This is a genomic window from Streptomyces sp. NPDC053474, from assembly GCF_044544845.1.
Taxonomy (GTDB): Bacteria; Actinomycetota; Actinomycetes; order Streptomycetales; family Streptomycetaceae; genus Streptomyces.
Genome location: NZ_JBITXV010000026.1, coordinates 18184 through 41786, shown reverse-complemented (window position 1 = coordinate 41786; position 23603 = coordinate 18184). Strand labels below are relative to the sequence as shown.

Annotated in this window: 20 protein-coding genes; 8 read left to right on the top strand and 12 right to left on the bottom strand. The window is 70.5% G+C overall.

The window, feature by feature from the left end:
* Position 1 precedes the first annotated feature (1 nt).
* The 3 genes from ACIG3E_RS38760 (at position 2) to ACIG3E_RS38750 (ending at position 1903) form a co-directional block, all read left to right on the top strand.
* On the top strand, positions 2 to 754 hold the full coding sequence (locus tag ACIG3E_RS38760; RefSeq protein ID WP_399625466.1) for a DUF6082 family protein: 753 nt from the start codon (positions 2 to 4) through the stop codon (positions 752 to 754).
* A 114-nt stretch (positions 755 to 868) separates the two neighbouring features.
* A complete protein-coding gene (locus ACIG3E_RS38755; RefSeq protein WP_399625464.1) occupies positions 869 to 1564 on the top strand; it encodes a DUF6082 family protein in 696 nt (231 codons plus the stop codon).
* 66 nt (positions 1565 to 1630) lie between these two features.
* Entirely contained in the window at positions 1631 to 1903 is a 273-nt protein-coding gene (locus ACIG3E_RS38750) for a hypothetical protein (protein ID WP_399625461.1), read from the top strand.
* Between the two features lie 142 nt (positions 1904 to 2045).
* On the opposite strand, the gene ACIG3E_RS38745 is transcribed toward ACIG3E_RS38750, so the two are convergent.
* The gene (locus tag ACIG3E_RS38745) at positions 2046 to 3221 is read right to left on the bottom strand and encodes a citrate synthase/methylcitrate synthase (RefSeq protein ID WP_399625459.1); all 1176 of its coding nucleotides are present in this window, start codon (positions 3219 to 3221) and stop codon (positions 2046 to 2048) included.
* A gap of 120 nt (positions 3222 to 3341) precedes the next feature.
* Here ACIG3E_RS38745 and ACIG3E_RS38740 point away from each other — a divergent pair, with 120 nt between their 5' ends.
* The 4 genes from ACIG3E_RS38740 to ACIG3E_RS38725 all read left to right on the top strand — a co-directional run bounded on the left by ACIG3E_RS38740 (position 3342) and on the right by ACIG3E_RS38725 (position 8186).
* A complete protein-coding gene (locus tag ACIG3E_RS38740) occupies positions 3342 to 4610 on the top strand; it encodes a citrate synthase family protein (RefSeq protein WP_399625457.1) in 1269 nt (422 codons plus the stop codon).
* Positions 4611 to 4643: 33 nt separating this feature from the next.
* Positions 4644 to 5666: a sucrase ferredoxin gene (locus tag ACIG3E_RS38735; protein WP_399625456.1), complete on the top strand. Its 1023-nt coding sequence runs from the start codon at positions 4644 to 4646 to the stop codon at positions 5664 to 5666.
* 148 nt (positions 5667 to 5814) lie between these two features.
* Entirely contained in the window at positions 5815 to 7512 is a 1698-nt protein-coding gene (locus tag ACIG3E_RS38730) for an ATP-binding protein (RefSeq protein WP_399625453.1), read from the top strand.
* Positions 7509 to 8186: a response regulator gene (locus ACIG3E_RS38725; protein WP_399625451.1), complete on the top strand. Its 678-nt coding sequence runs from the start codon at positions 7509 to 7511 to the stop codon at positions 8184 to 8186. The genes ACIG3E_RS38730 and ACIG3E_RS38725 overlap by 4 nt, the downstream gene beginning before the upstream one ends.
* Positions 8187 to 8216: 30 nt before the next feature.
* Here ACIG3E_RS38725 and ACIG3E_RS38720 read toward each other — a convergent pair whose 3' ends face one another.
* The 6 genes from ACIG3E_RS38720 to ACIG3E_RS38695 form a co-directional block, all read right to left on the bottom strand.
* Positions 8217 to 9806 carry a cation acetate symporter gene (locus tag ACIG3E_RS38720; protein ID WP_399625449.1) on the bottom strand — a complete coding sequence of 530 codons (1590 nt, stop codon included), beginning with the start codon at positions 9804 to 9806 and terminating at the stop codon, positions 8217 to 8219.
* Positions 9803 to 10300 carry a DUF485 domain-containing protein gene (locus tag ACIG3E_RS38715; protein WP_399625447.1) on the bottom strand — a complete coding sequence of 166 codons (498 nt, stop codon included), beginning with the start codon at positions 10298 to 10300 and terminating at the stop codon, positions 9803 to 9805. The genes ACIG3E_RS38720 and ACIG3E_RS38715 overlap by 4 nt, the downstream gene beginning before the upstream one ends.
* 112 nt (positions 10301 to 10412) lie before the next feature.
* Positions 10413 to 11147 (bottom strand): response regulator, encoded by a 735-nt coding sequence (locus tag ACIG3E_RS38710; protein WP_399625445.1) that lies wholly within the window; start codon positions 11145 to 11147, stop codon positions 10413 to 10415.
* A 125-nt stretch (positions 11148 to 11272) separates the two neighbouring features.
* On the bottom strand, positions 11273 to 12421 hold the full coding sequence (locus tag ACIG3E_RS38705; RefSeq protein ID WP_399625443.1) for a sensor histidine kinase: 1149 nt from the start codon (positions 12419 to 12421) through the stop codon (positions 11273 to 11275).
* 42 nt (positions 12422 to 12463) lie between these two features.
* Positions 12464 to 12952 (bottom strand): DUF1453 domain-containing protein, encoded by a 489-nt coding sequence (locus tag ACIG3E_RS38700; RefSeq protein ID WP_399625439.1) that lies wholly within the window; start codon positions 12950 to 12952, stop codon positions 12464 to 12466.
* 377 nt (positions 12953 to 13329) lie between these two features.
* Positions 13330 to 15444, bottom strand: coding sequence for a DNA topoisomerase IV subunit B (locus tag ACIG3E_RS38695; protein WP_366794888.1), 2115 nt, complete (start codon positions 15442 to 15444; stop codon positions 13330 to 13332).
* A 453-nt stretch (positions 15445 to 15897) separates the two neighbouring features.
* On the opposite strand from ACIG3E_RS38695, the gene ACIG3E_RS38690 reads away from it, so the two are divergent.
* Positions 15898 to 16128 (top strand): hypothetical protein, encoded by a 231-nt coding sequence (locus ACIG3E_RS38690; RefSeq protein WP_399625437.1) that lies wholly within the window; start codon positions 15898 to 15900, stop codon positions 16126 to 16128.
* 206 nt (positions 16129 to 16334) lie between these two features.
* Here the strand turns inward: ACIG3E_RS38690 and ACIG3E_RS38685 are convergent, their stop codons facing one another.
* The 5 genes from ACIG3E_RS38685 to ACIG3E_RS38665 all read right to left on the bottom strand — a co-directional run bounded on the left by ACIG3E_RS38685 (position 16335) and on the right by ACIG3E_RS38665 (position 23544).
* Entirely contained in the window at positions 16335 to 17165 is an 831-nt protein-coding gene (locus ACIG3E_RS38685) for a S1 family peptidase (RefSeq protein ID WP_399625435.1), read from the bottom strand.
* Between the two features lie 181 nt (positions 17166 to 17346).
* On the bottom strand, positions 17347 to 18894 hold the full coding sequence (locus ACIG3E_RS38680; RefSeq protein WP_172386539.1) for an RNA polymerase sigma factor: 1548 nt from the start codon (positions 18892 to 18894) through the stop codon (positions 17347 to 17349).
* Positions 18895 to 19441: 547 nt separating this feature from the next.
* A complete protein-coding gene (locus tag ACIG3E_RS38675) occupies positions 19442 to 20329 on the bottom strand; it encodes a FadR/GntR family transcriptional regulator (RefSeq protein WP_242724641.1) in 888 nt (295 codons plus the stop codon).
* Between the two features lie 241 nt (positions 20330 to 20570).
* Positions 20571 to 22574: an ATP-binding cassette domain-containing protein gene (locus ACIG3E_RS38670; RefSeq protein WP_399625432.1), complete on the bottom strand. Its 2004-nt coding sequence runs from the start codon at positions 22572 to 22574 to the stop codon at positions 20571 to 20573.
* A gap of 208 nt (positions 22575 to 22782) precedes the next feature.
* A complete protein-coding gene (locus ACIG3E_RS38665; RefSeq protein ID WP_242724631.1) occupies positions 22783 to 23544 on the bottom strand; it encodes an NUDIX domain-containing protein in 762 nt (253 codons plus the stop codon).
* Positions 23545 to 23603 lie beyond the last annotated feature (59 nt).

Sequence of the window (23603 nt, the reverse complement as noted above, 5' to 3'; positions counted from 1 at the left end):
TGTGGCCCCTCGCATCAACACACATCAAGGTCGATCAAGTCGCTCAAGACGCGTACACCTCGCAGGCGACGAGCATGTACGGCATTTGAACACCACTCCAGGATATGTGCGCGTAGACGTGCCGTTAGGCGAACGATTCCGTGCGGCGCCGACGGGGAACACCTTGGGCACGGCGCAGGCATGTCAGAAACCGGATTCCTGCCGTGCTTCCGTGCGCCTCCTCTCCGCCTCCCGACCGATCAGAGCCGCTCGGCACCCTGGGAGACGGCAAGCGCCGCCCATCGCTCGCCGGTCCGCCCTGCCGCCCCGCGCCCGAAGACCGGCGGACGGTCGCCCGGTTCGGGGGTTGACATGGGCATACATAAATGCTGGATACGGGGGGGGTAGGCCCGGCCGCCGTGGCAGGGCTCGCGTGCACCGTGGCCTTCCTTGCTCAACAACGCCAGATCCGGAGCCTCCGCCTGTGTCTGGCGGAGCACAGGGAAGCGGACCGGAGCGAGCGACAGCGCCACAGCAACCTCGGTTCGCGTACCGGGTCGGCAACATCACGCGGTCCGAGCTGCTCGGACACGTACGAGGAACTCTTCAGAATCCGATCGTCCGGGAGCACTGGGAGGCGACGAGGACCGCCCGAGCAAGTCTTGAAGAGACGTCCGTCGAAGCCCAGATCGGCCGCATGGTGGACCGGCTGATCCGAGAGCTGGACGAAGCGGAAACCGATGAGTGGTGGGTGGTTGGCGACCCACCAGAGTGAGCGGGAAGCCCGACGCACCCGCTTGGCCGGCCCTCTCACCCCACTGTGGTGCCCGTCCGTCAGCGTCACTTTGATAGGAAACAGCTCTGGCAGCTGCCTTGAGGAGGCTCCACGATGACACTCCGCGACAGCAGGCATCGGCGCATCACAGCATGGACCGGCGGCACTCTGGTCGGCATGGCCGTCATCGCCCTGACTCCGTTCCTGCTCAACGGCCTTGCACCGCACCATTTGGACTGGAGTCGCCTCAGCGATGTCAGCCAGACGTACGGGGCCCTCTCCGTTCTGTTCTCTGCTGCCGCCCTCGTCGGTGTCGCCCTGTCCATCGCACATCAGGCGCGCCAGACCCGGATACAGAACCAGGAGGCTCACCGTTCCGAACATCGGGATCTGATTCAGTTGTCCCTCAGCGACCCCGACTTCATCGCGTGCTGGGAACCGCCCCGCACTCGTATGACACAGCAGCGCTGGCGCCAGCTCTTGATGGGCAACTTGATCGTCAGCATGTGGAGCAGCAACTTCAAGTTGGGCCTGCTGGAAGAGTCCTCCGCACGCGTCCTCCTGGAGGATTACTTCCGCGGCGAGATCGGCCGGGCCTACTGGGCGAACAGCGGGCCTCTGTGGAGGAGGTTCACAGCCGCCGGGTCGGACCGCAGGGAGAAGTGGTTCGTCCGGATCGCCGAAGAGGCATACGCCCGAGCGGTCGCCTGCGGACCTCCCGTACCTGCGAGCGAGTACTTCGTGCCGTCACCGCTACCCCAGCCACCGGACTCCGCAGATGGGAATCCGGCAGGAGCCGGAACCCCCTGAGCGCACCCCCGGCCCCACTCCAGGCCGCCCGGCCTGGCTGAGCGGATCCCGTGAAGGACCTCGCGAGTGGATCTTTCGAAGGCGGAGCGTGATCTGCCCGGACAGGCTGTCAACAGCTGTCAAGGTACGCCAGTGATCACACCTGATTTCAAGCGTCGCATCGGCGCCTCGCCCCGCCAGCGCGGGAGTCTGGACGGCAACACGTGTCCCGACATCGTCGAGCTGACCGACGGCTCGTTCGCCGTTATCGGCGCCGACCGCACCCACGCCCTTACGGACAGGCTTCCCGCCGACGCGGGCCGCTCGCGCGACGAACGGATCGTTGTGATCACTCGCTAGACACTCGTCCGGGCCAAGAGTGACATCCCTGACGCCTGACCGATGAGCCCCTTGAGCTCCCCACGCGGTGAGGCCCCGCCCGCAGGCGCGGTCGGGGCCTCACCGCGTCACGATGCGCACGGTGCCTCAGGCGAGAAAATCGTCAGCAGTCTCGCGGCACCGCCACCGGCGGCTCCTCCCCCACATACCGGGCCGCGGGCCGGATGATTTTCGAGTCCTGCGCCTGCTCCAGGATGTTGGCGCTCCAGCCCACCACACGCGCGGACGCGAACGTCGGCGTGAACATCTCGCGCGGCAGCCCGCACAGCTCCATGACCACGCCCGCGTAGAACTCCACGTTCGTGTGGAGTTCACGCCCCGGCTTGAGCTCCGCGAGGATGGCCTCGACCTGCCGTTCGACCTCCACCGCGAACTCCACCAGCTCGCCGCCGAACTGCTGCGCGATGCCGCGGAGCATGCGGGAGCGCGGGTCCTCCGTGCGGTAGACGGGGTGCCCGAAGCCCATGATGCGCTCGCCCGCGAGCACGCGTTCCCGGATCCAGGAGTCGATGCGCTCGGGCGTGCCGATCGCGTCGAGCGTGTCCAGGGCGCGGCTGGGCGCACCACCGTGCAGCGGACCGGACAGCGCGCCGACGGCTCCGACGAGGCAGGCCGCCACGTCCGCACCCGTCGAGGTGATGACGCGAGCCGTGAACGTTGACGCGTTGAAGCCGTGGTCAATGGTCGAGATCAAGTATTGCTCGACCGCCCGGGCCCGGGCGGCGTCCGGCTCCGAACCGGTCATCATGTAGAGGTAGTTGGCGGCGTACGACAGGTCGTCACGCGGCTCCACGGGGTCGAGCCCCTGGCCGAGGCGGTACAGCGCGGTGAGCAGGGTCGGCACCACGGCGGAGGCGGCGAGCGCGTCGTCGCGGCGCCGGTCGCCGTCGATGTCGTACACGGGCCGGAAGCCCTTCGAGGCGCCGAAGAGCGAGAGCGCGGTACGCAGCCCGGCGAGCGGACCGGAGAGCGCGCTGGCGCGGGCGATGGCGGGCAGGGCGTCGCGCACCTCGTCCGGCAGGTGCCGCAGGGCCGCGGTCTGCTCGGCGAAGGCTGCCCGCCGCGCGGCGTCGGGCAGCGTTCCGTGGAACATCAGGTGCCAGACGTCCTCGAAGCCGCGGGTCTGCGCGAGCTCCACGGCGGAGTACTGGCGGTAGTGGTAGAAGCCCTCGTATCCCCTGACGTCCCCGAGCTGGGTCTCGGTGACGACGACGCCCGCGAGGCCGCGGGGGACCTCGATGGGGGCGGTAGGGGTGGCGGCGGAGCCATTGATCGGCATGGTGTTCCTCGACTTCCTCCCTGGACTTGACTTGACTGTCCATGCTTGACTCAACCCCTGTCAATATTGATTGAATCAATGTACGAGTACAGCTGTCCGGACGCAGATACGGTGACGCCCATGACGGATCAAAAAGCGGGTGCGGTCGCACACGAAGGTCGGCGGATCAGCACCAAGGAGGCCGCGGAACTGCTCGGCGTGAAGCCCGAGACCGTGTACGCGTACGTGAGCCGGGGCCAGCTCACCAGCCGCCGCGGCCCCGGAGGGCGCGGCAGCACCTTCGACCCCAAGGAGGTGCGGGCCCTCGCGCGCAGAAACCGCCGCGAGCCCGCCGCCGCGACCGCGGCCAACGAACTCTCCGTCCGCACCCGCATCACGCTGATCGACAAGGATCGCTACTACTTCCGCGGCGTCGACGCGGCCGAGCTGGCCCTGCGCCACTCCTACGAAGAGGTCGCCGAGTGGCTGTGGACCGGCGTCCTGCGCCCGGGCATCCACTTCACGGCACCGCCCGAGCCCGCCGGTGCCGCGCGACTCGCCGTACGCGCCCTGCCCGCGCACTGCGCCCCCACGGACCGCCTGCGCGTGGCGGCCATCTCCGCGGCGGCCGCCGATCCGCTCCGCTTCGACCTCTCCGAGGAGGCGGTCGTCGGCACGGCCCGCACGTTGATCCCCACCATGGTCGCCGCGCTCCCGCCCGTCCTCGCCACGCACCGCGACGGCGGCCCGCTCGCCGGGCGGCTGTGGGGACGGCTGAGCGGCCACAAGCCCGAGGAGGCCTCGCTCCACGCACTGGACACCGCCCTCGCGCTGCTCGTCGACCACGACCTCGCGGCGTCCACGCTGGCGGTGCGTGTGGCCGCGTCCGCCCGCGCCCATCCGTACGCGGCGGTGTCGGCCGGCCTCGGCGTCCTGGAGGGGCCCCTGCACGGCGCGGCGAGCGGCCTCGCCCACCGCATGCTCCTGGAGGTGCTCGACCGGGGCACCGCTGCGCCGGTCGTCGCGGACGAGCTGCGCGCGGGCCGCCGCGTCCCCGGCCTCGGCCATCGCCTGTACGCGGGCGAGGACCCACGCGCCCAGGCCCTGTTCGGCCTGCTCGAAGTGATGCCCAAGGCCGGGCCCGCCCTCGCGGCGGCACGCGACGTGGTGGCCACCACCGCCCGCCACACCGACCTGCACGCCAACATCGACCTCGCGCTCGCCGTCCTCACCGTGTCGTCCGGCATGCCCGCGGAGGCGGGCGAGACGATCTTCGCCGTGGCACGCACCGCCGGTTGGATCGCGCACGCCCTGGAGGAGTACGAGGAGCGGCCGATGCGCATGCGTCCTGTCGGCCAGTACGTCGGACAGCGCCCGCCGCAGCCGTTGCCCACCAAGCAGGACACGTGAGTCCGGCCCGGGCCTCAGGTTAGGCTCACCTCCGTGAGTACCTGCGCAACCGCATCGCGGGACCTGAGCGAACCCCTCACGGGCACCGCGGCCACCGCCAAGACGTGGCTGCTCCTGGAACAGCCAGGCCCCTGGGGTGCCAAAGCGCTCACATCAAGCCACTTGGACCCGGAGGTCGGCCGCGCGCTGGAGCGGGCGGCCGAGTCCACGGGCGTCCGGATCGCCCTCATCCGGCGCCCCGGGCGGCACGCCGACTGTCACACACCCGCGCGGCACCGGGTGTTCATCGCGCACACCACCCCGGGAGCCACCTGGCTGCGCGCCCATGTGATCGACGACCCGCGGCAGTTGCTCGACCTGGACTTCGCGGCGCTCGGCGCGGGTGACCACGGCGGCTTCGGCCGCCCGCACACCGGCGACCCGCTCGCGCTCGTGTGCACGAACGGCAAGCGGGACCGCTGCTGCGCCCTGCTCGGCCGCCCCCTCGCCGCCGAACTCGCCGCCTCCGGCGAGGAAGGCGTCTGGGAGGTCACTCATCTAGGTGGTCACCGCTTCTCCCCCACCCTGCTGGTGCTCCCGTACGGATACGCGTACGGCCGGACGGCGGCGTACGCCGTCAAGGGCGTCCTGCAAGCGGTGCGGGAAGGACGCGTCGTCACCGAGGGCTGCCGGGGCAACTCCGCGTGGGAGCGCCCCGGGCAGGCCGCCGAGCTCGCGGTGCGCACGGCCGTGGGCGAGGACCGCGCGGGGGTCCTGAGCGTCGTACGGACGACAGGTGACGCCCCGCGCTGGGAGGTCACTGTGGCCCACTCCGACGGACGGCACTGGCTGGTCACCGTCGCCCAGGGCGCCTCGCTGCCACCGCGCCCGGAGAGCTGCGGCGCGGCCCTCGGGTCACCGGCACGGATGGACGTGATGGCGGTCCGCGAACTGACGGGGTCCCGGTCGACCGGAACCGAGGGCGGGCACGACGGCGAGAGCACGAACGGAAGCGGAGGCGATCGCGGGGGCGCGGACAGGGACGAGGGCGCATCCCCGCTCGGAGCGCACGCCTAGGCGCACAAGGGGCACGCGAGGGCGCACAAGCAGCCCGACAGGCCCCAGGGGGCTACTCGGCGGCCTCCGGGGAAGCCACGCGAGGGCTGACGAGATCCACGCCACACTCCCTTAAGAGAAGACCGCACGCCGCCGTACCGTTCGTCACATGAGCCCGACCCCTCCTGCCCGACGACTGCGCCTCGGCCTGCCGCGGCGCGTCTTCTCGCAGGTCCTGCTGATGCAGCTGGCGATCGCCGCCGGGGTCACGGTGCTCGCCACCGGCCTGTTCCTCGCGCCGCTCAGCAAGCAGCTCGACGACCAGGCCATGCGCCGCGCGCTCGCCATCGCGCAGACGACGGCGGCACAGCCGCAGATCGTCCGCGACCTCACCTCGACGCGTCCGGCGGCCGACGGGCCCGTCCAGGCGGCGGCCGAACGCATCCGCGAGGCCAGCGGCGCCGAGTACGTCGTGATCATGAACAAGCTGGGGGTGCGCTGGTCGCACACCGACCCCGGCGAGATCGGCAAGGTCGTCTCGACCGACCCCAGCGACGCGCTCGCCGGCCGTGACGTCATGCAGATCGACAACGGCACGCTGGGGCGCTCCGCGCGCGGGAAGGTGCCCCTGCGGGTGGCGGGCGGCGAGATCGTCGGCGCTGTCTCCGTAGGCATCGAGTACGACAGCGTCCGCGACCGTCTGATCCATACGATCCCGAGCCTCTTCGCGTACGCGGGCGGTGCGCTCGCCGCGGGCGCGCTCGCCGCCTACCTGATCTCCCGGCGCGTGCAGCGCCAGACCAGGGACCTCGCCTTCTCCGACATCTCGGCGCTGCTCGCGGAGCGCGAGGCGATGCTGCACGGCATCCGCGAGGGCGTCGTCGCCCTCGACCGCGGCGGACGCGTCCGGCTGCTCAACGACGAGGCGCAGCGGCTCCTCGGGCTCGGCACGGAGGTGATCGGCCGCCCCTTGGACGAGGCGCTCGGACCGGGCCGTACGACGGACGTCCTCGCGGGGCGCGTCACGGGCACCGACCTGCTGACCGTACGCGGGCAGCGCGTCCTGGTCGCCAACCGCATGCCCACGGACGACGGGGGTGCCGTCGCGACCCTGCGCGACCGCACCGAGCTGGAGCAGCTGGGCCGGGAGCTCGACTCCACGCACGGCCTCATCGACGCCCTGCGCGCCCAGGACCACGAGCACGCCAACCGCATGCACACGCTGCTCGGCCTGCTGGAGCTGGAGATGTACGAGGAGGCCGCGGAGTTCGTCGGCGAGGTGGCGGGCGCCCACCGGGTGACGGCCGAGCAGATCACCGAGAAGGTCCGCGATCCGCTCCTCTCGGCCCTGCTCGTCGGCAAGGCGACCGTGGCCACGGAGCGCGGCGTGGCACTCGCCGTCTCCGAAGACACCGCGTTGCCCGACCGGCTCGTCGACCCCGGCGGCCTCGTGACCATCGTCGGGAACCTCGTGGACAACGCGCTGGACGCGGCGGCAGGCACACGGCACGCACGCGTGGAGGTCGTTTTGCGTACTGAGGGTCTACAGGGGCGCGCTGTTGTCCTTCAGGTACGCGATACCGGGCCCGGGGTTCCGCAAGATCAGCGCGAGGCGGTGTTCACAGAGGGCTGGACGACGAAGGAGCCGCCCGCGCACGGACAACGGGGCATCGGACTCGCACTGGTCCGCAGGCTCGCCGAACGCCAGGGCGGCAGCGTACGGGTCGGCGCGGGACCGGACGGGGGCGCCGAGTTCACCGTGGTCCTCCCCGAAGGCCTGGCAGAGCCGCAGCCCATGGACAGGGGCCCTGCCGCAGCGGAACCCCGGTCGGCCACCCCGCCGGTCGCCACGGAGGAAGCGCGATGATCGAGGTACTGGTCGTGGACGACGATGTCCGGGTCGCGGACGTCAACGCCGCCTACGTGGAGAAGGTGCCCGGCTTCCGCGTCGCAGGCCGGGCCCACAACGCGGCCGAGGCGCTGCGCCTGGTCGAACAGGTCCCCGTCGACCTGGTGCTCCTCGACCACTATCTGCCGGACGAGACAGGCCTCGCCGTGGTGCGCACGCTGCGCGAACGCGGCCACCAGACCGACGTGATCATGGTGACTGCGGCCCGCGACATCACCACCGTGCAGGCCGCGATGCGCCACGGCGCGCTCCAGTACCTGGTGAAACCGTTCTCGTACGCGGGACTCCGTACGAAACTCGACGCGTACGCCACGCTACGTCGCACCCTGGACGGCGGCGGCGAGGCGGAACAGGCCGAGGTCGACCGGATCTTCGGCGCGCTCTCGGCGACCCCGGCACCCGAACTGCCCAAGGGGCACTCCCCCACGACCGCGGAGCTGGTCCGCAGGGCCCTGATGGCCGCCGAGGGGCCGCTCTCCGCGCAGGAGCTGGGAGAACGCACCCGGCTCAGCCGCCAGACCGCACAGCGCTATCTGAAGCTCCTGGAGCGCACCGGCCGGGTGCGCCTGAGCCTGAAGTACGGCGACACGGGACGTCCCGAGCACCGCTACGAGTGGGCGTCCAGCCGCTGACCCGCGCCGCGCCCCACGGGGCAGGCCCGGCTACACGGCACCCGCTCCGGTCAGCGAACGCACCTCCGTCTCCGCGTGCTTGGCCTCGTCCGCCCCCTCCGCCGACGTGACCGTCCCAAGCCAACCCGCGACGAAGCCCAGCGGGATCGAGACGAGCCCCGGGTTGTCCAGCGGGAAGTACTGGAAGTCCACCCCCGGGAACAGCGAGTCCGGGCTTCCGGACACCACCGGCGACAGCACGACGAGCGCCAGGGCGGGCAGCAGCCCGCCGTACACCGACCACACGGCGCCCCGCGTGGTGAAATCCCGCCAGAACAGCGAGTACAGCAGCACCGGCAGATTCGCGGACGCGGCGACCGCGAAGGCAAGCCCCACCAGGAACGCGACGTTGAGATCCCGGGCGAGCAGGCCGAGCCCGATCGCGACGGCCCCGATCCCGGCCGCGGCGACGCGCGCCACCGCCACCTCGCTGCGCTGCTTGGTCCGCCGCCGCAGGGACGCATACAGGTCGTGGGCCACGGACGCCGAGGACGCGAGCGTGATCCCCGCGACCACGGCGAGGATCGTCGCGAACGCCACGGCTGCGACCACCGCGAAGAGAACCGTTCCTCCCGTGGAATCCGCGCCCCCGCCCAGATCGAGCGCCAGCAGGGGCACCGCCGTGTTGCCCGCCGCGTTCGACCCGCGGACCGCGTCGGAGCCGACGATCGCCGCTGCCCCGAACCCGAGCACGATCGTCATCAGGTAGAAGCTGCCGATCAGACCGATGGACCAGACGACGGAACGGCGAGCGGCTCGCGCGGTCGGCACGGTGTAGAAGCGCGAGAGGATGTGCGGAAGCCCCGCCGTGCCGAGCACGAGGGCGAGCCCCAGGCTGATGAAGTCCATCCGCGCCGTCCAGTCCCCGCCGTACTTCAGCCCGGGCGCCAGGAACGCGCTTCCGTGCCCACTGCGGTCGGCCGCCGTACGCAACAACTGGTCGAAGTCGCCGTGGAAACGCATCAGGACCAGCACCGTCAGCGCGATCGCACCCCCCATCAGCAGCACCGCCTTGACGATCTGGATCCACGTGGTGGCCCGCATCCCGCCCAGCGACACATAGATGACCATGAGCGCGCCGACCCCGATCACCGCCCACGTCCGGGCGGCGTCGCCCGTCTCCCCGAGCAACAGCGCCACCAACGAGCCCGCACCCACCATCTGCGCCACCAGATAGAGCACGGACACCGTCACCGAGGACGTACCCGCGGCGACGCGCACCGGCCGCTCCCGCATCCGCGCCGCGACGACATCGGCGAGCGTGAACCTGCCGCAGTTGCGCACCAGTTCCGCCACCAGGAACAGCACGACCAGCCATGCGACCAGAAAGCCCACCGAGTAGAGCAGTCCGTCATAGCCATACAGGGCGATCAGCCCGGAGATACCGAGGAACGACGCAGCCGACATGTAGTCCCCCGCGATGGCAAAACCATTCTCCATGGGCGAGAACAGCCGCCCGCCCGCGTAGAACTCCTCCGCCGAACCCTGCCTGTTTCGGCTCACATACGTCGTGATCGCCAGCGTGATCGCCACGAACACGCCGAACAGCACGAGCGCCAGCGTCTGATGGTCACCGCTCACCGCTCGGCCCCCTGCCTCAGCTCCCGCTCTCTGTTCTGCTCGAACACGGCCCAGCGCAGATCGAGCGCCGCCCGGTCCCGCCGCAGCCGGGCATGCCGGGCATACGCCCAGGTCAGCAGGAACGTCGTCAGGAACTGTCCGAGCCCGGCCAGCATCGCCACGTTCACCGCTCCGGCGACCGGCCGCGCCATCAGCCCCGGTGCCGTCGTCGCCGCCACGACATATGCCACATACCAGGTGAAGAAGGCGGCCACCCCCGGGACGACGAACCTCCGGTAGCGGCGGCGCACTTCCTGGAACGCCGCGCTCGCCTGCACCTCCAGATAGATGTCGGCCGCGCTCCCGTGCCCCCGCGGCGCGGTGGCGGGCTTCGTGGGCGTCGGGATGCCCGTGCCGTCCAGCTCGCCCCAGCCCGCTGCGAGCTCGTCGTACCACGGATCCTTCAGGTCACCGGGCCGGTCCCGCCCGGCATCGCGGCCGTCGTCCTTGTCCACCGAACTCTCCTTGTCCGCAGCCATGTTCGGCCGCGAGCCCAAGGATGGGCAGAAGGGGGAGATCCGTCCCTCCTCTCTCCCCGCTCTTCACCCCATCAGGTGACGGTCATCCTCACCTGCGGGTACTCCCCGGCAGCTGCGCGAGACCGTGCCGGTAGGCATAACGCACCGCCTGCGCACGGTCCTTGAGGCCCGCCTTGGCGAAGAGATTGTTGATGTGGGTCTTCACGGTGGCTGTGGACACGTGCAGCGCCCGCGCGATCTCCTGGTTCGTCAGCCCCTCCGCGATCAGAGCGACCACCTCCGTCTCCCGCAGCGTCAGGCCGTCCGGCGGCTCCACCGGCTGTGCGGGCCGCTCCGGCTCCGAAAGCCGCTCCAGGAGCCGTCTTTGGATCTGTGGCGAGAGACCGGCCTGCCCCGAGAGCACGTCCTCGATGGCCCGCACGATCTCCTCCCCACCCGCATCCTTGGTGAGATACCCCCGCGCCCCGGCCTTGAGCGCGGGGAACAGCGACTCGTCGTCGGCATACGTGGTGAGCACCACCACCTGCGTGCCCGGGTACTCGGCGCGGATCCGGCGGGTGGCCTCCGCTCCGTCGCAGCGGGGCATGCGCAGGTCCATCAGCACTACGTCCGGCGCGAGCTCGCCCACGAGCCGCACCGCCTCCTCGCCGTCACCCCCGGCCCCGACGACCTCGACCCCCGGCAGCAGGCCCAGGAGCATCACGATGCCCTCACGCACCACGGTCTGGTCATCGACGACGACCACGCGTGCGGGCGCCTTGCCCTCTCTCGCGCCGCCCTGGCCCGCCGATCTCACCGCCCCGGCCTCGGCACCAACGCCCATCCCAGCGCCACCACTTGTCCGTGCCCCGAATCCAGCCCCGGCGCCCAGCTCGGCACCAGCACCAGCACCAGCACCAGCACCAGCACCAGCCACGGAAGCACCGTCGCGGCGCCCGTCGTCCCCTGTCATCCCGGCACCCTCAGCCTCACGGCGAAGCCCTCGTCCTCCGGCCCCGTCTCCAGCGAGCCGCCGAGCAACTCGGCACGCTCACGCATTCCCAGCAGACCGTACCCGGCTCCCGATGCCGCGAATTCCCCCGGCGCTCCCCCCGAATCGGTCACGTCCAGCGCGACTTCCCCCTCTCCGTACGCGAAGCACACGGTCACCTTGGCTCCCGGCGCGTGCTTCCGTACGTTCGTCATCGCCTCCTGCGCCACCCTTCGCACCGCCTGCGAAGCCTCCGCGGGGAGGGCCCGCCGCTCCCCGGTGACCGCGACGGACGCACCGTCCGTCCGGGCGAGCTCCCGCAGGAAGTCCTCGACAGGAGTCATCTCGCCGCGCAGTGCCGACAGCGCCTGCCGCGTCTCGGCGAGCCCCTCGGCAGCCATCGCACGCGCCGCCACGACCCGGCCCAGAACCTGCTCCCGGTCCGCGTCACGCTCGATCAACAGCCGGGCCGCCTCCAGGTGGACCAGCTGAGCGGAGAGGCTGTGCGCCAGCACGTCGTGGATCTCCCGGGCGATACGAGCACGCTCTCCCAGAGCCGCCGACTCCGCCTCCGCGGCCCGCGCGGCCCGCTCCTGCGCGAGCAGCCGCTGCGCGTTGCCCCGCGCCTCGGCGTCCATGCGCAGCACGTACCCGGCGAGACCGAGCCCCACGGTGACGGCCGCCGTGGTGGGCCAAGGGTCCTCATTCACCACGGCGAACGCCCCCAGTGACGTCAGCGCCCCGGTCACCCCCACAGCAAGGGGCAGCCGCTCCAGCGCGAACATCGCACAGGCGCACCACAGCACGGCTGCGGGTGTGTCGAACCCGGTCCCCTGCGCCGCCACGCCCGCCATCAGCAGCACGCCCCACGACAGCAGAGCTGGCCAGATGCGCCGCTCCAGCGTGACGCGGATGAACCACGCCGCCGCCCCCGCGCAGAGAATGATCACGAACAACGCCAGTGCGAGGCCCCAGCCGGGCATCTCCCGCCGCGCGAAGGTGCTCCACAGCAGCATGCTGATGAACACCGCACGCACGACCCAGGTGAGCAACCGGCGGGGCCGCGTCAGCTCCTCCTGAGTGAGCGCCTCCCGCGCGGGCCATCGTGTCCAGATGTCACGCGTCATGCCCGCTCCTTCCCCTTGGTTCCCCTAGGCGCGGCCACCGTGTCACCGTACGGCGCCGGTGAGTGCCGGGCCCGAGCGGAGCGTGTGGGCCCGCAGCTCCAGAAGGCCGGCGCGCACCAGCAGGGACGCCGCCAGGGCGAGGAGCAGCGCGCCAGTGCCTTGGTGGATGCCGATGAGCAGGCCTATGCCCATGAGCCCGAGCCGCGACGCGATCCCGACGGCCCACACCACCGCTGTGGCCTTGGTGCCGCGGATCCACACGGATCCGTCCTGCTCGGCCCAGACATGGCTGGTGCGGGCCCAGGCGAGGCCCATCAGGAGACCTATGAGCACCTCGCCACTGAGCAGCGCGAGCGACTCCGCCCGGTGGCCCGGGTCGATGAGGCCCGATTCCCGCAGGCCGCAATACGCGAGCACGGCGGGCACCAGCCACCAGCGCCGGGCGTCGGCCAGTCGCTGCGGCTTCATCTGGCGTATGACGACGAGCGCTATGACTGCGGGGATCAGCAGCGCTTGGGCGAACCCTGACATCACGGCCTCCGACGACGTGCGCGAACGATGAAGTACGACGTCATCGAAGTTACGGACTCGGCCCGGCCGGGAGATCGGAGCAGGGGTGGATCACGGGTGGATTAGCTGCCTCCACCCGAGGGTGGAGGCAGCCGACGTGGCGGGGCGGTGGACGTGACGGATCGGCGGACGTGGCGGGTCGACGGACGAGCGACGCCCAGCCGACAGCCCGCCTGCGAGTGCGAGCCAGCCAGCGGACCACCGGCATGCCGCCAGACGGACTCTGCCTGCCTGACGCCCAGCGCGCCCCGCCCAGCCCCGCGCCGGGCCACCGGCCACCGGCCACCGGCCACCGGCCACCGGCCACCGGCCACCGGCCACCGGCCACCGGCTCGTGCCTACGCGTCGATCCGCGAGCGGTCCAGCGTCGCCGCGGAGCTCGTGATGAACTCCTTGCGAGGAGCGACCTCATTGCCCATGAGCAGGTCGAAGACGTGCTCGGCCGATTCGAGGTCGGTGATGTTGATACGGCGCAGCGTGCGGTGGCGCGGGTCCATCGTGGTCTCGGCCAGCTGGTCGGCGTCCATCTCACCGAGGCCCTTGTAGCGCTGGATGGAGTCCTTGTACCGCACGCCCTTGCGCTCGAACTCGAGCAGGGTCTCCCGCAGCTCGCGGTCCGAGTACGTGTAAACGTACTTGTCCTGGCCCTTCTTGGGCTGGGTCAGCTCGATGCGGTGCAGCGGCGGGACGGCGGCGAAGACGCGGCCCGCCTCGACCATCGGCCGCATGTAGCGCTGGAAGAGGGTCAGGAGCAGGCAGCGGATGTGGGCGCCGTCGACGTCGGCGTCCACCAGCAGAATGATCTTGCCGTAGCGGGCGGCGTCGATGTCGAAGGTCCGGCCGGACCCCGCTCCTATGACCTGGATGATCGCGCCGCACTCGGCGTTCTTGAGCATGTCCGACACGGACGACTTCTGGACGTTGAGGATCTTGCCGCGGATCGGCAGCAGGGCCTGGAACTCGGAGTTCCGAGCGAGCTTGGCCGTGCCGAGCGCGGAGTCGCCCTCGACGATGAAGAGCTCGCTGCGGTCGACGTCGTCGCTACGGCAGTCGGCGAGCTTCGCCGGGAGCGAGGAGGACTCGAGCGCGGTCTTGCGACGCTGGGCGTCCTTGTGCTGCCGGGCGGCGATGCGCGTCCGGGCGGCGGCGACGACCTTCTCCATGACGGCGCGGGCCTGCGCCTTGGCATCCCGCTTGGTCGAGGTCAGGAACGCCTTGAGTTCCTTGGCGATGACGTTGGCGACGATGCGGTTGGCCGCCGACGTGCCGAGGACTTCCTTGGTCTGGCCTTCGAACTGCGGCTCGGCCAGACGGACGGTCACGACGGCCGTCAGCCCCTCCAGGGCGTCGTCCTTGACGACGTCGTCCTCGGCGACGCGCAGCAGCTTCTGGGTGCGCAGCACCTCGTTCACCGTCTTGGTGAGGGACCGCTCGAAGCCGGTGACGTGGGTGCCGCCCTTGGGCGTGGCGATGATGTTGACGAAGGACCTGATCGTCGTGTCGTACCCGGTGCCCCAGCGCAGGGCGACGTCCACGCCCAGCTCGCGGGTGACCTCCGTCGGCGTCATCTGGCCATGGTCGTCGAGTACCGGAACGGTCTCCTTGAAGGTGCCCTGCCCGGAGAAGCGCAGGACGTCACAGACCGCCTTGTCCTGTGCCAGGTATTCACAGAATTCGCTGATGCCACCGTCAAAGCGGAAGGATTCCTCACCCTTCGTGCCGCCCTCGCCGAGGCCGTACTCGTCGCGGACCACGATGGTCAGACCCGGCACCAGGAAGGCGGTCTGACGCGCGCGCTGGTGCAGGTTCTCCAGGCTGAGCTTGGCGTCCTTCAGGAAGATCTGACGGTCGGCCCAGTACCGGACGCGGGTGCCGGTGCGCGCCTTGGGGACCTTCTTGACCTTGGTCAGGCGCGCTGCGGAGTCGAAGGCCGCATCGGGACCCGACTTTGCGAACGCACCGGGAACGCCACGCCGGAAGCTGATGGCGTGCGTGTGCCCGGCGCGGTCCACCTCGACGTCCAGACGGGCCGACAGGGCGTTCACCACGGAAGCACCCACGCCGTGCAGGCCGCCGGAGGCCGCGTACGAGCCGCCGCCGAACTTGCCGCCCGCGTGCAGCTTGGTCATGACGACCTCGACTCCGGAGAGCCCGGTCTTCGGCTCGACATCCACGGGGATGCCTCTGCCGTTGTCCCGGACCTCCACGGAGGCGTCGTCGTGCAGGATGACCTCGATGTGGTCGCAGAACCCACCCAGGGCCTCGTCAACGGAGTTGTCGATGATCTCCCAGAGGCAGTGCATCAGGCCGCGGCTGTCCGTCGAGCCGATGTACATGCCCGGGCGCTTGCGGACGGCCTCAAGCCCTTCCAGGACGAGCAGGTGCCGCGCGGTGTAGTTGGAACCGTCCCGGTCGGCTCCTGTCAGCAACGCTGTGGACGTCTCGGCGGTCACGCGGTTCGCTCCTCGCTGAATTTCAAGGGAGGCCCTTGGGGGTAAGGGCTCGGCTTCTACTGCCGGTGAGAGGGTACCGAGGCCTGGTAGAGCCGTTGTCACGCCACCCTCAAGTCAACCCGCACCAGGTCCAGACTAGTCCAGAAGCGTACGCGTGTTCGATCCCTCGATGGAGTGAAGCGCACGTCACGTTCCCTTCCAGGCATGAACCATTTAGGCTCCGGGCACGTCCTCATGAACAACCGGCAAGCCAGTCGGCGAAGGACCTGACCTGACAGACAGCGCGAAACCGTACGACACGTAAGACACGCAATACGGCTCATTCGCCGCCAACCGGCAGCAGACAGCCTCCTCGAAAGAAAAAATCGAGGAAAAGCCACGAGCGGGAACGTTTTCGGGCTGGTTGGATGTTGACCCTGGTACGACAGCTCGTCGAGCTAGAGAAGAGGCGACGTGACTACTGTTCTGACCCCCGCGAGCCCCCTGACGGCCGCTGACCGCTGCGACCGCTGCGGCGCCCAGGCATATCTGCGCGTCGTTCTGCTGAGTGGCGGTGAACTGCTCTTCTGCGCCCACCACGGTCGCAAGTTCGAGCCGGAACTCAAGAAGATCGCCGCCGAGATACAGGACGAGACGGAGCGCCTGACGGCCGTGCCGGCCAGCGTGCCCGAAGAGGAGCGCTGACGCCTCGCACCCACGACGAGCGAGCGCCGGACCACCAGACCGGCACGGGCGGCTCCCCCTGCAACCCAGGGGCAGCCGCCCGCTCTCGTTCTCGGCCCCCTGCCGGGCTCTCCACCCTCCGTGCCGCTAGGGGGCCGCTGAGCGCCTTCCAGGGGCCTGGGCGACGCTTCCGGGGCCTCTGCTGGGCCCCCAGCCCGCCGCAGCCCCTACACGTACCGCTGCACCACCCGAGCAACGTCCGAGACGCGCGTATAGACCCCGGGACTGTCCGCCCGGCCGCAGCCGCTTCCCCATGACACCAGGCCGATGAGCCGCCCGTGGGCGACCAGCGGCCCCCCGCTGTCTCCCTGGCAGGCGTCCCGGCCTCCCTGCGGTTCGCCCGCGCACAGCATCGAAGAGCGTGTGTACGTCCCGTCGACGCTGCCCCGGTAGGCCCGCTCACACACCGAGTCCGCCAGCACCGTCACGCGCGCGGACCGCAGCGTGCGCGCGTAGTGACCCATCCCCGTCGTATCGCCCCAGCCGTACACGGCAGCGCCCGTCCCCGGCTCGTACGCGGCGTCCCCGGCACGCGCCATGGGGATCACCTGGGTTTTCGGCAGCGGCTCGGACAAGGTGAGGACCGCGACGTCACCGGCGTTCGTGTACGAGTCGTACTCGGGATTGACCCATACGTCCCGTACGGGAATCTCACTGCCCGCAGTGGTGTCCAGGTCCTCGCGGTCGGCGATGACCCTGAGGTCCTTCATCTCCCGGAAGGGCACGCCGAGCACTTCCTCGCCCATGCAGTGGGCCGCGGTCAGGACCGTCGACGGCGCGACCACGACGCCGCCGCAGAACTGGCCCGAGCGCGTACCCCCGAACTGGTCACGGCTGGCGAGCGCCACTGCCCACGGGCTGTCCGCCACCCGTGCGGGCGCGCCTCCGACGACCACGCTGTCGGCCGCCACAGGCGGCGGGGAAGCCAGCGGCAGGGCGGCCACCGCGGCCCCCAGGGTCAGCGTTCCCACCAGCGCTCGGGCGAAGGGACGACGCATGCGATCTCCTCACTCTGGGTTGCCATCGCGTACCCAGAGTCAACTACCGTCGTGCGCGCCGCACACTCTGCCACGCGGACAGACGAAAGACCCGGGGCCCTTCCCTTGCGGGAGGGGCCCCGGGTCTTCCGGTTGTCCTGCGACTCGGCCCGGTGACGTGACGAGGCCGAGGAGCCGGGATCTAGTCCAGGTAGTCGCGCAGGACCTGCGAGCGCGACGGGTGGCGCAGCTTCGACATCGTCTTCGACTCGATCTGACGGATGCGCTCACGCGTCACCCCGTAGACCTTGCCGATCTCGTCGAGGGTCTTCGGCTGACCGTCGGTGAGACCGAAGCGCATCGAGACGACGCCCGCCTCGCGCTCGGACAGGGTGTCGAGGACGGAGTGCAGCTGCTCCTGGAGGAGCGTGAAGCTGACGGCGTCGGCCGGGACGACGGCCTCGGAGTCCTCGATGAGGTCACCGAACTCGCTGTCGCCGTCCTCGCCCAGCGGGGTGTGCAGGGAGATGGGCTCACGGCCGTACTTCTGGACCTCGATGACCTTCTCCGGGGTCATGTCGAGTTCCTTGGCCAGCTCCTCCGGGGTGGGCTCGCGGCCCAGGTCCTGGAGCATCTGGCGCTGCACGCGCGCGAGCTTGTTGATGACCTCGACCATGTGCACCGGGATGCGGATGGTGCGGGCCTGGTCGGCCATGGCGCGGGTGATCGCCTGACGGATCCACCAGGTGGCGTACGTGGAGAACTTGTAGCCCTTGGTGTAGTCGAACTTCTCGACCGCGCGGATCAGACCGAGGTTGCCCTCCTGGATGAGGTCCAGGAAGAGCATGCCGCGGCCCGTGTAGCGCTTGGCCAGGGAGACCACCAGACGGAGGTTGGCCTCCAGGAGGTGGTTCTTGGCGCGGCGGCCGTCCTCGGCGATGATCTCCAGCTCGCGCTTGAGCTTCGGCGCGAGCTTGTCGGCGTTGGCGAGCTTGTCCTCGGCGAACAGGCCGGCCTCGATGCGCTTGGCGAGCTCGACCTCCTGCTCGGCGTTGAGCAGGGGGACCTTGCCGATCTGCTTCAGGTAGTCCTTGACCGGGTCGGCGGTGGCGCCGGCCGCGGCGACCTGCTGCGCGGGCGCGTCGTCCTCGTCCTCGTCGGACAGGACGAAGCCCTGGGCGCCCTCCTCCGCGGGCTCGCCCTCGCCGGGCTTGCCGACGGCGGGCGTCTCCTCGGTGGCCTCCTCGTCGAGGAACTCACCGGCGTCCTTCTTGGAGGCGGTCTTCTTGGCCGTCGTCTTCTTGGCGGCGGTCTTCTTCGTGACGGTCTTCTTGGCCGTCGTCTTCTTGGCAGCGGCCTTCTTGGCGGTGCCGTCCTCGTCCACGCCTTCGGCGGCCGACTTCGCGGAAGCGGCCGTGGCGGTGGTCTGCTTCACGGTGGTGGTCTTGGCCGCGACCGTCCTGGTCGCGGTGCGCTTGGCCGGACTCTTCGCTGCGACGCTCTTGCGGGGGCGCTTCGGCTCCGCGGCACTGACCATCAGCGTCACACCCTCTTCCTCGAGGATCTGGTTGAGGCTGCGCAGAACGTTCTTCCACTGAGTGGCCGGGATCTGGTCAGCTTCGAAGGCACGACGCACGTCGTCGCCGGCGATCTGCCCATCAGCCTTTCCCCGCTCGATGAGCGCCATCACAGAGACGGATTCGGCAATCTCCGGCGGGAGCGTACGGGATGTGCTGGCCGACACGAACAACCTCTCGGAACGTTGGAAAACGGCTTCCGGCCCCGTCCACCATGGATCGGAGCCGACGACCGACGGCTGGGGATTGTGCCGACGGCGCGGGCGGGACCGTGGAGCTGCACAGCGCCGTGAACGACGTCTGTATTCCCTCCTCGGCTGTCACCTCTTAGGTCATCGCGCTGTCTCTGGGAGCGTTACGCCCAATCTACGTGGCCCGAGTCACACCCCGTATGCGTCTAAAAACGTCCAGATCTGGTCAGAGTCAACGAGCATCCGGCGAAGAGTGGTCATACCTTCAACCATTAGCCCTTGACTACGGCCGCTTCTTCGGGGCTGCCGACACGCTTCCTCATTCCGGGCTCGCGCGTCCCCAGGCCCGGCGAGCGCACGCCTGCGGCTCCGCGGCTGCCGTTCCAAGGCTGCTGCGCCCGTGTCGCCGGGCCCCCGGCCCCTGGCAGGGCCCCGGGAGTCCGGCGACACGGGAGCGGTCAGCGGAAGGGGAGGCAGCGAAACGATGCTGCGCGGCGCGCACGGCTGCGGTGCCGACGCGGGCGCGCGGTCAGTGCTCGCGAGGAGCGGGCACGACCCGCTCCACCTCCGGGTGGACGGTCAGGAGCTGGCGTGTGGCGGCCTCGGCGGCGGCTCCGTCGCCCGAGGCGAGGGCGTCGACGATCCGGCCGTGGTGGGCCAGCGAGGCCTCGGTGGGGCGGTCACAGCCGGTGACGGGGCCGCCGGAGACCTGGAGGGCGGCCGAGACGATGCCGGACAGGTGCTCCAGCATGCGGTTGCCCGCGACCTGGATGAGCAGCGAGTGGAACTCGGCGTCGGCGCGGGCGAAGGTGATCGAGTCGCCCTGACCGAGCGCGTGCCGCATGATCTCGACCATGTCGGCGAGGCGCTGCTGGATCTCTTCCCGGCCGTGCCCGGCGGCGAGCCGGGCCGCGAGCGGCTCGATCGTCCAGCGGAGCTCGCTGAGCTCGCGGCGCTGGTCGTCGCGCTGCGGGCCGAACGCCCGCCACTCGATGATGTCCGGGTCGAGCAGGTTCCAGTCGCTGACCGGGCGCACGCGCGTGCCGACGTTGGGGCGGGCGCTGACGAGGCCCTTGGCCTCCAGGACGCGCAGTGATTCGCGGACGACGGTGCGGGAGACCTCGAACCGCTGACCGATCTCCTCCGGGACGAGCGGCCGGTCGGCCCCCAGGTCCCCGGAGACGATCATCTGGCCCAGCTGCTGGACCAGTTGGCCGTGCAGTCCACGGCCGCGGCTTCCGGCCGCTCGTCGGCCCACGCGGGCCAGGTCCTGGTCGGCGCTGTCCCAGGCGGGCGCGACCACGCGGTCGGCGCCGTGGGCCTCGGCGTAGGGGTAGCGGTCGAGTTCGCCCGGGCCGGCGAGGCCGGTGTCTGCGGAGCGGGCGGTGGTCATCATGGTGTGCGCAAGGGTACTCACGGATTCAGTTGTCGGCCTGGCCCCCAAGTCCCTTGAGGTCTTTGGTGAAAAGCACACGAAAGGGTGATCGCTTACCTCGCTGCAATTGACGCCTTATCGGAAAGAAGTGGCTGTCCTGCGAAGACTTGCGCACAACGCGGGACCGAAAGGCGGCAGATGCCTGTCGGCGGCCCGATCCGGAGACCGACACGCGTCGACGGCCGCAGGCCGTCCCTCGTGCTCGCCGAAGGCAGCGAAGGCGTCAGTGCGCCCGCCCGCGCCCCGCCGTCAGCAGATACGCGCCGAGCAGCGCGACGAGCGACAACATCAGTGCGCTGCCTACGGGTTGAGCCACCACCCTCAGCCCTCCGACGACGTACCGCTCGGCGCCGAACGGCCACTCCACCAGCGTGAGCTCTCGCAGCCGCCCCGGAAATCCAGCGGCCGATCGAACGGACGGTCCTTCCAGTGCCTTCTGTACGAGCGGTACGACGACGATCGGCACCGCGAGCACCGCGGCGAGTCCAGCGGTGGTGGACCGGAAGACTCCGGCAGCCAAGACCCCGGCCCAAGCACATCCGATCATCAAGGAAATCCAACTGACGCTCGCCGAAAGCCAGTCGGAGGGAACTTCTGTGAGCTCGCCTCCGTATACCAAGTGGAGCAGCAAGGCGTCGCACCCCACGGTGAGCCCGGCGAGCAGCAGCGCGGTGGCGGCGGCGACGGCGAGCTTCGCGACGAGCAGCCCCAGGCGGCGGGGCACGGTACCGCGATCCGCGGCGAGGGCGGGGTGGCGGAACTCCTCACCGAAGGCCAGCGCGCCCAGCAGCCCGGCTCCCAGGGCAGCGGGCGGCAGTGGAAGTTCGCTGGGCCAAGCAGCGAGCAGGTGCAGCTGCGGCGTGCGTCCGGTCCGGGCGAGGAACAGGCACAGGACTGCGGACAAGGCGATCGCCACGGCCATCGTGAGGTATCCGGTGCCGACACCGGCGGCGCGGCGTACCTCGTAGCGCAGCGGACGCAGCGGGTTCGGTGCCGTACGGAGGGCGATGGGAGGAGGCAAGGGAGACGGCGGGGGCTGCGGTGCGCTCGAAGCACGCGGCGTACTCGAGGCACGAGGCGCGCTCGAAGCACGGGGCGCGCTCGCAGGGGCGGCATCGTTGTCCGACGCCGGAGAAGCGCCGCCGGTGGCGGGCGAGCACTCGGCCGCTGTGTCGTACGCAGGCGCGGGAACGGCTTCCTTGAGCGACTCTCGCCGCTCACCGGAGGCACATGCCAAGGAGCTCGCGGGCCCCTGCTGCACCGCGGGGCCGCTCTGCACGCCCGGCCCGCCTTCGAGCGCCGCACTACGCCCCTGCCCTACCGGCGCCCGCTCCCGCGCATCAGCCACGGCGTGGCCCGCGTCCCCGACTTCGTCAGCAAGTTGATGCACGAGAATGCCGTGGCGGAACGCTGCCTCCCCCACCTCCCCGCATGTACTTCCGTAGACCGACAGACGGCTGCCGTCCTCCTGCACCACCTCGACGGACCGGCGCAGCGAGCGAGCCTCCTTGGCGATCAAGGCAGCGAGACGCGCGGCATGCGGGCTGCGCACGGCGACCCGGGGCCTGAGCCGTGTGCGGGCGAACTCCGCCACGTCCTGATCCGCGACGAGCCGCCCCGCGTCCAGGGTGACGACCCGGTCAGCGGTCCGAGCGGCTTCCTTGGCGTCGTCCGTGGTGAACAGGACCGTGCCGCCCCGCGCGGCATGTGCCCGCAGGATGCCGTGCAGCCAGTCGCTCTCGCGAGCCGAAAGGCCGCCGGTGGGCTCGTCCAGTACGAGGGTGTGCGGGTCCGCGAGGAGCGCACAGGCCAGCCCGAGGCGGCGGTCCATCCCGCGGGAGAGCGTGCCGAGGCGCTGCTCGCGCAGGCTGACGAGCCCGACCCCTTCGAGTACGTCGTCGGCGCGTGTGACAGGCGCGCCCACCGCGGCGCAGAGCATGCGCAGGTGGCCTCTCACCGTGCGTGCCGGGTGCCCCGGGACATCACCGAGCAGGACGCCCACCTCGCGCGAAGGGTGCGCAATGCGGTGCAGCTGCCGCCCTCTGAAGTAGGTGACGCCGCGCCCCTGTTGGAGTTCGAGCATCAGTCTGAGCGTCGTCGTCTTGCCTCCGCCCGAGGCGCCCAGAAGCGCGGTGACACGGCCCGTGTGCGCTTGGAAGGAGATGTCGTCGACGGCGGGCGGGAGGTCCTTGCGGGGGTTGCTGGTCAGTCCGATGGCCTGGATCATCGCTTCTCTCGCAGGATGTGCGACCGCTCGCGGGCGGGACGGGTCCGCCGGATCGGGGACGGACGAGCCCCGTGGGTACCGCAGCAAGATAACGCGACATTTCTGGCTTTTCGCTCAGGGCATGGACTACGGGTGTCAATCCCCGGCCCTCATGCGGCCGACGACGCGCCCACGCCGGACGGCGGGCAACCGTCGAGCCCGGGCCGGATCAGACGTCGGGCCTCAGCATCGGGGGGTTGAGGAGCGTCGCGCCTCCTGCGCGGAAGAGCTGGGCCGGGCGGCCGCCCTGGCGCGTCGTCGTCCCCCCTGTGGGCACGAGGAATCCCGGCGTGCCCGTCACCTTCCGGTGGAAGTTGCGCGGGTCGAGGGCGACACCCCATACCGCTTCGTACACGCGCCGCAGTTCGCCGACCGTGAACTCCGGCGGGCAGAACGCCGTGGCCAGCGAGGAGTATTCGATCTTCGAACGGGCGCGCTCCACTCCGTCCGAGAGGATCTGCGCATGGTCGAACGCCAGCGGCGCGGCCTGCTCCCCCTCTCTGCCGTACCCGCCCTGATGGAGCAGGGCCTCGACCGGGGCCCAGCGCGCGCTGTGCGCGTCACCGCCGGGACGGGGCGCCGGCAGGTCCGGCGCGAGGGCGAGGTGGGCGACGCTGACCACACGCATTCGCGGGTCGCGCTTGGGGTCGCCGTACGTGGCCAGCTGCTCGAGGTGCGCGCCGTTGGCCTGAACCGGACTGTCCGGGTCGTGGGCACAGAGCCCCGTCTCCTCCACCAGTTCGCGTGCCGCGGCCGCCGAGAGATCCTCGTCCGCCCGCACGAACCCCCCGGGCAGTGCCCAACGCCCCTGGAACGGCGGCTCACCACGGCGCACGGCCAGGGCGCACAGGGCGTGACGGCGCACGGTCAGCACGACCAGATCGACGGTGACAGCGAAGGGCGGGAAGGCCGACGGGTCGTAGGGCGACATGCCGCGATCATAGTCGTCTGCCTGACGATAAACACCTCCTACGCCATCTGCTTCCGGCC

Bases quoted from the DNA above. Each gene is read 5' to 3' on its own strand.
- ACIG3E_RS38740 (WP_399625457.1), top strand. From the start codon at position 3,342: ATGACGGATCAAAAAGCGGGTGCGGTCGCACACGAAGGTCGGCGGATC.
- ACIG3E_RS38745 (WP_399625459.1), bottom strand. From the start codon at position 3,221: ATGCCGATCAATGGCTCCGCCGCCACCCCTACCGCCCCCATCGAGGTC.
- ACIG3E_RS38705 (WP_399625443.1), bottom strand. From the start codon at position 12,421: ATGACGCGTGACATCTGGACACGATGGCCCGCGCGGGAGGCGCTCACT.
- ACIG3E_RS38700 (WP_399625439.1), bottom strand. From the start codon at position 12,952: ATGTCAGGGTTCGCCCAAGCGCTGCTGATCCCCGCAGTCATAGCGCTC.
- ACIG3E_RS38670 (WP_399625432.1), bottom strand. From the start codon at position 22,574: ATGATCCAGGCCATCGGACTGACCAGCAACCCCCGCAAGGACCTCCCG.
- ACIG3E_RS38685 (WP_399625435.1), bottom strand. From the start codon at position 17,165: ATGCGTCGTCCCTTCGCCCGAGCGCTGGTGGGAACGCTGACCCTGGGG.
- ACIG3E_RS38730 (WP_399625453.1), top strand. From the start codon at position 5,815: ATGAGCCCGACCCCTCCTGCCCGACGACTGCGCCTCGGCCTGCCGCGG.
- ACIG3E_RS38725 (WP_399625451.1), top strand. From the start codon at position 7,509: ATGATCGAGGTACTGGTCGTGGACGACGATGTCCGGGTCGCGGACGTC.
- ACIG3E_RS38755 (WP_399625464.1), top strand. From the start codon at position 869: ATGACACTCCGCGACAGCAGGCATCGGCGCATCACAGCATGGACCGGC.
- ACIG3E_RS38665 (WP_242724631.1), bottom strand. From the start codon at position 23,544: ATGTCGCCCTACGACCCGTCGGCCTTCCCGCCCTTCGCTGTCACCGTC.
- ACIG3E_RS38710 (WP_399625445.1), bottom strand. From the start codon at position 11,147: ATGGGCGTTGGTGCCGAGGCCGGGGCGGTGAGATCGGCGGGCCAGGGC.